5 protein-coding genes are annotated in these 6,795 nt (G+C 60.1%); 4 read left to right on the forward strand and 1 reads right to left on the reverse strand.

The window, feature by feature from the left end; all coding sequences use genetic code 11:
- The first annotated feature begins 206 nt into the window (after window positions 1-206).
- Genes SOP95_RS31095 through SOP95_RS31110 form a run of 4 tightly spaced genes read left to right on the forward strand, consistent with a single transcriptional unit; the run spans window position 207 to window position 5,842 of the window.
- A complete protein-coding gene (locus SOP95_RS31095; protein ID WP_274076852.1) occupies window positions 207-1,553 on the forward strand; it encodes a hypothetical protein in 1,347 nt (448 codons plus the stop codon).
- 35 nt (window positions 1,554-1,588) lie between these two features.
- Window positions 1,589-3,838: an Ig-like domain-containing protein gene (locus SOP95_RS31100; protein WP_323609468.1), complete on the forward strand. Its 2,250-nt coding sequence runs from the start codon at window positions 1,589-1,591 to the stop codon at window positions 3,836-3,838.
- Between the two features lie 60 nt (window positions 3,839-3,898).
- A complete protein-coding gene (locus tag SOP95_RS31105) occupies window positions 3,899-4,360 on the forward strand; it encodes a curlin (RefSeq protein ID WP_323609469.1) in 462 nt (153 codons plus the stop codon).
- 27 nt (window positions 4,361-4,387) lie between these two features.
- The gene (locus SOP95_RS31110) at window positions 4,388-5,842 is read left to right on the forward strand and encodes a curlin (RefSeq protein WP_323609470.1); all 1,455 of its coding nucleotides are present in this window, start codon (window positions 4,388-4,390) and stop codon (window positions 5,840-5,842) included.
- Window positions 5,843-5,933: 91 nt separating this feature from the next.
- On the opposite strand, the gene SOP95_RS31115 is transcribed toward SOP95_RS31110, so the two are convergent.
- A partial coding sequence (locus tag SOP95_RS31115; protein WP_323609471.1) for an RHS repeat-associated core domain-containing protein occupies window positions 5,934-6,795 on the reverse strand: 862 nt, incomplete at its 5' end.

The raw sequence follows: 6,795 nt of genomic DNA on the forward strand, positions 1-6,795 counted from the left end.
TCCCCACTCCCCCCGCTGCCCCGATCTACCCCCAATGCTGGGGAAAGAGGCCCGCCCGGGCATTTGCCGTTCCATCCGCGAGCGCGTCGCAAACGCCTGTGTACCGGGCCTCGCACCGACATTTTCGACGGTTGGCATGGGAGTTGCCGAAGACCTCCCAACTGACCCATATCCAAGGGGCAGGTACTCTGATAGAGGGAATACTCATGCACCCTTTACTGTCCAAAAGCGCGATCGCCCTGATCGTGAGTGCGCTGGCCCAAGGTTCTGCCCAGGCCGCGTTGTTTGCTGTAGATCCTGGCCCTTACCTGCCAGCCACCGGTGGCTTCGCGTCCTGGTATCAGGACACGCATGGCCGAACCCTCGACTTATGCCTGTCAAAAGCTGTCAGTTCCAGGGTTCCAAGTGCACCCGGCGCGCCGACCTACATGTGCGTTTTGAATCCGGCTCCCGGCGTTTTCGACGACACGCAGCCCATCGTTTTCCCAAGCAACTTTCCCGATGAAACGTTCTGGTTTACCGGCGAGGGCTCAATCGTGGATGCAGCCCGGGGCATCGACCTGACTTTTGTCAGTGCCATCGAAGCCGCCTTCGCCGCGGAAGAGGTGAAAGAAGGCGACCAGGTCAGTTTTGGCCGAATCCGCATTCGGGTCGATGTGCCCACTGCCGGTGTCTACACCATCACCCACCCCTACGGCGTCGACATATTTGACGTTCCCGCAGGTGGAGACCGCGCGATCAACATGACTCGCGACATCGGCATCGGCTCGCCGAAAACCTACGACGGCGCGCTCAGAAGTGACATTGGTCCGTTCCTGCGCAGCGTCAACGGTCCCTACACCGAGATCAACCCGGTCACGGGTGCGCCCGATCAATTCATCGGCGATCCAAACCTGGCCGAGGCCTTCACCGGCAGCCCTTTCAATACCAACTACATCCGCATTGAAGGCCCTAATGGACTGGATTTGCGCACGACGGTGATGACCATTTCCGGCAAGTTGTCGACGGTGGTCCGCCCCACTCCGATCATTGCCGAGCGCAGCACGTACTCCCGTAAAGCCGGTGAAAGCGCACCGGTGGCGCAACAGGATGTGTTCGTGATGGCGCCACCGCCACCGGCCACCGTGACCCTGGACAGCAACAGCCCGGTGCTGAACCTGACCGAAGCCGACACCACCGGCCACTGGTACGCCCAGTCCGCCACCAACCCGACGTTACCGAGCACCCTTGTGGTAACCGCCGACAATCACCTGGCCATTCCCACCAGCACGCCGACCACGCTGTCCCTGCCGCTGACCGACCTGGTGGTGATCTCACAGGCCCAGTACAGCCTGAGCAGCGGGCAGATCACCATCGTGGCCTCGACCAGCGATGAAACATCGCCACCGGTCCTTACCGCCACCTCCGGCACCGGGGTCGCCATCGGCTCTCTCAGTGGCGATGGTGCAGTGAAATCCCTGTCGACCGGCATCACGCCGATTCCACCGGCCAAGGTTCGAGTGACGTCATCCAATGGCGGCAGCGATACCGAAGAAGTGGTCGTCGTGCAATGAACGCACATATGCCCAGATCCTCATCAGGAGGCATCATGAACAAATTGCCACGCCTGGCGCTCAACGCCCTGGGACTGACTCTATCGTTGTCCGGCAGTGCATTCGCGCAACTCGCTGCCGTCGACCCCGGCCCCTACACCTTTGCCACGGGGAAATTCCCCATGTGGTATCAGGACAACAATCTGCTGTCGCTGGAACTGTGCCAGTCGCGGGCGACGAGTTCGCGGTCACCTGGCGCTCCCGGCGCGCCTGCCTACATGTGCATCCTGAATCCGGAACCCGGAGTTTATGACGACACCCTGCCGATGGTGTTCCCGGATAACTGGCCACCGGAAACCTTCTGGTACCTTGCCGAGACCAGCATCAACGATGTCGGCGGCTACGGCGTGGATGCCTACGTCGCCGGGATCGAAGCGGCATTCGCGTCCGAGAACCCTATCGACGGCGACCAGGCAAGTTTCGCGCGGATTCGTCTGCGGGTGAACGTGCCAGTGGCCGGTGTCTACACCATCACCCACCCGTACGGCGTGGAAACGGTCAACGTCACCGCACCGGGCCGTCGGGCAATCAACATCACCCGTGACATCGGCATCGGCGCACCGGGCAACTTCTCCGGTGCCCTCAACGGGGAGGTCGGGCCATTCCTGCGCAGCGTCAACGGACCGTACACCGAAGTGAACCCGGACACCGGCGCCATCGAGACTTTTGTCGGCGATCCGAACCTTACAGAGGCCGTCACCGGCAGCCCCAACAACACCAACTTCCTGCGTATCCAGGGTCCGGCCGGGACTATCCAGACCAACCTCTTCACCGTATCCGGCAAGGTCCTCGACAGCCGTGCGCAAACCCCGGCGGAAATTAGCCGCGCCACTTACCGCCGCACGTCTACAGGTCCGGGCACCAGCAGTACCCGGGTAGAAGTGTTCGGCAAATCGGTCAACGGATCGAGCCTGTGCTTCCGTGAAACCGTGGCCCTGGTTCCCGGCCCACCACAGACGCCGTGCCTGACCAGCATGCTCGGCGACAACACCGGTCTGTTCTTCGGCCATCGCCTGACGGGTACCACCGTGCCTCCGGTGGTGGTGCTCACTGCTACCGATCCGAGTGGCACCACCCGGCCGACGGCAGTATCGAGCAAAGTCTCCGACGTGGTGAAAGTCCAGACCGCGCGCTACAGCTGGGACAATCGCAGCCTGCTGATCGAAGCCACCTCGTCTGACGAAGTGGTGGTGCCGGACATGGTTGCCCAGGGCTACGGACGGCTGACCAAGTCCGGTACCCTGCAACGCCTGACCGTCGCCGACCTGTCCCAGCCACCGGCCACCGTGACCATCAAATCGGCTTCGGGCGGTAACGATACCGAGCCCGTGGTGGTCGTCGGTACGGCACCGGATACCGGTGAGAACCAGGCACCGGTGGGCGTTGCCGACAGCGGTAGCACCACCTTCGGCGTACCGATCACCCTCAACGTGCTGACCAACGACGACGACCCGGACGGCGACACCCCACTCACCATCACGGCATTGACTCAACCGGCCGCCGAGCAGGGCACCGTGGCGTTGAGCGGCACCACAGCGGTCGTCTACACCCCGCCAGCGGTGGTCAATGCTCCACTGACCACGACCTTCACCTACAAGGCGCAAGACGCCAAAGGCCTGGCCGCGACCGCTGCGACGACCGTGACCATCACCGTGGCGCCTAACCAGCCTCCGGTGGCTGTCGCCGACGCCATTGCGACCCTGGGTGTGTCGATCCCGATCAACGTGCTGGCCAACGACACCGATCCGGAAGGCAACGTGCCGCTCGCCATCGCCAGCTTCACCCAACCACCGGCCACTCGCGGCTCGGTGACCAGCAACGGCACCGTCCTGACCTACAACCCTCCGGCCACGGTCACCACGGCGTTCACCACGACCTTCACCTACTTCGCCCGGGACAGCTTCGGCGCCCAGTCGACGACACCGGCCACGGTCACGGTGCAAGTCTCGCCACGGCCAGCCGCGGAAACCTTCGCAGTCACGGCAGCCACGGTGACGGCCCGTTCCAACAACCGCTTCAACTGGGACTTCTCGGGGACTTCATCGGTGACCACCGGCAACACCATCACCGTCCAGGTGACCACGCCGACCGGGCTGGTGACCCTGGGTAGCACCACGGTGCCACTGACCGGTCGCTGGAGGTTGACCGTCAGCAACTCGACCACGGTGATTCCGTCGGCGAACCCGACAGCCACCATCACCTCGTCCCAAGGCACTGTGCGCACGGTGCAGGTGATCTCGAACTGAGCCCTCGCCCCATCGGCCAGAGTGGTTGATGGGGCAAGCCTCTAACCAAAGGACAACGCCATGAAAACGCCGACCGCCGCCCTGCTCTGCCTGCTTCTGCTCTGCAGCGGCGCGGGCGTGCGTGCCGACGACTTGATGGAGAACGACGACCTGGCGCCCGGCGCCGACCTCGGCGAGCTGCCACCCCCGGTCGGCCAGCAAGCCCTGATCGACCAGAACGGCCAGGCCAACGTCGCGCTGTTGCAACAGAACGGCCAGTCGCTGCTCGGCCAGATCGTGCAGTCGGGCAGCAATCAGGAAGCCTACATCCTGCAGCAAGGCAGCGACCTGATGGCATTGATCAACCAGCAAGGTTCCGGCAACGCCGCGTCCATTACCCAAACCGGCAGCCACAACCGCGCGCAGATATCCCAGAACGGCAACAACAACGACGCCAGCATTGTCCAGGCCGGCACGGGTCAGCAAAGCGCTGTGACCCAGGCAGGAAATGGAATGAGCGTATCGGTCACCCAGTATCGCTAAAGCACTGCACCACCTGGAGGTTTCATCATGTTCAAATTGACGCCCCTCACCGCCGCCATCCTGGTCATCGTCAGTGCTCAAGCATTGGCCGACGACAGCGTGTCGACCCAAAACCAGTTCGGTGACACCAACATCGCCGATGTGAAGCAGATTTCGGCACCGTTCAGCACCGCCACCCAGAACCAGTCGGGTGCGGGCAACGATGCGGCCGCCGTGCAGGACACCGCCACCAGCACCATCGAGCAGAACCAGAGCGGCAACTACAACGCCGGCTACGCCGAACAGCTGTTCGAAAACAACAGCACCATCATCCAGAACCAGGCCGGTGCCACCAACACCAGCCATGCCAGCCAGTCGATCGGGTTCGGCGGTGGCCAGATCCTGCAGCAACAGGAAGGCACCGGTAACTTCTCGTTCATCTACCAGGACAGCCAGGAAAATTCTTCCGGCACAACCTATCAGTATGGCGACAGCAACGAAGCCAACATCGAACAGATCCAGCTGGGCACGGCCAACAACGCGGTGATCATCCAGTACGGCACTGCCAACTACGCCACCGCCGAACAGATCAACCACATGAACGGCCAGATCGACATCAATCAGTCCGGCGGCACCAACTATGCCTACGGTGACCAGCGCTACGGCGAAGGCGGCAACCTGACCATCAACCAGTATGGCGACGGTAACGGCAGCGAAGTCTGGCAGGACACCCAGGTCGCCAGCAGAACCACCATCGACCAGAACGGCCAGACCAACGAAACCATCGTCGACCAGAGCTTCGGCGACAACAACGTGGCCCAGGTGATCCAGGTTGGCGACCTCAACGCGATCTATGCCGACCAGTTCGAGTCCCTGGGCTCGACCGTGACCCTCAATCAACAGGGCGTCGGCAACATCCACTTCACCTACCAGACCGGCACCGGCCAAGTGCTCAATGCCACTTCCACAGGCAACGACAACAAGGTCTACGCCAGCAACTGGAAAGGCCCGGTCACGCAAATGGGCGGCCAGTTCGGCAGCAACCAGCGCGCCACCGTCAACCAGAACGGCAACGGCAACGTCGCCAATTTCACCCAGAAAAACACCGGCCACATCATGACCACCAACCAGGCCGGTACCGGCAACAAAACCACGGTCAGCCAGGCCGATACCTACAACGAGCTGTACTTCGACCAGAACGGCACCGACAACATCCTCATCGCCGACCAGCGCGGCACCAACAACCTGACCCAGGGCAGCAGCACCGGCACCAACAACACCACCAACATCGACCAGGAAGGCACCGGCAACCAGGCGTTCACCACACAGCTGTATGGCGAAGACAACATGATCACCATCAAGCAGGCGGACACCATGAACGTGGCGTATGTGACCCAGGGGGGGACTGGCAACATTACCAGCGTGAACCAGAGCGGGATGACACAGACGGCGAATGTGCAGCAGTTTGGTTCGGCTAACAGTGCGACTGTGATGCAGAAGTAAGCATAGGGGGTGAAAAAAACCGCGCCTTTGGGGGGGCGCGGTTTTTTAGTAGTGTCTGATGCAGTCTTGCCCGCAACTCCATGTGAAGGTTTCAATCGAAGTTCAAACTCCTGATTCTTTGAGCCTCATCTACAAATGCCGATGATCGTTTTATATTTGTAGCGCGTTCCAGCTCATTATAATACGCCTGAGCTGCTTCGACGCTGGGACGGTTATGCATTCGTACAGTTGGGTCAAATCTTCCTTTAGCCGCACCAAATATTCTAGCAAATGAAAATACTTCATCCTTCTTAAGATTACCTTTGGCATAGTTCAGCAATTTAAGATTTTCATTCTGCGCGACGGGAATCCCAACCTCTTTTTCAATGAAAACAGCCTCTCTTTTGGCGGCATCCATATCGCTTAAGAATTTGTTATTCCGTTGGCGCTGAGCGCCTCCCAGAAATTCTAAATGGTCTACTCTATTACGCGCCTCGATGGCTTGCTCAGGAGTTACACCTGGCTTTAGACGGGCGTTTTTTGGATATGAATTTTTAAATTTAATCATTCCTGATTGTTGGATTTTCGCAATTTCCAATCTTCCTGCTATCCGTGCACTCGCCAACCGTCGCCAGCGCACAGCAGCCAGTACGGCCAGTACGTTAGAAAATGCTGAATGCCCATCTGGATCAGATAGGTTAATTGGATCACCCAAACAATACGAATACGAATTCAAACCACCGTTGCCAAACGGACTCAAACTGTCTGGGCTGTTAAATCGCATCAACACCGGGTTGAACGCTCGATAACCATTACCCAACAAATAGTGCCCGGTCACCGGATCCGGTGGTTCGCCGTTGAATCCCAGCAAACCCAGCAAACCCAGCAAACCCAGCAAACCACTTTCAGGGCGGCGGTGACCATAGGGTGAATATGCGATGGGTTGCCGTTGATGATTGGCTTTGAGCGTATGG

Source organism: Pseudomonas sp. YuFO8, assembly GCF_035065025.1.
In the GTDB taxonomy this organism is placed as follows: Bacteria; Pseudomonadota; Gammaproteobacteria; order Pseudomonadales; family Pseudomonadaceae; genus Aquipseudomonas; species Aquipseudomonas putida_AE.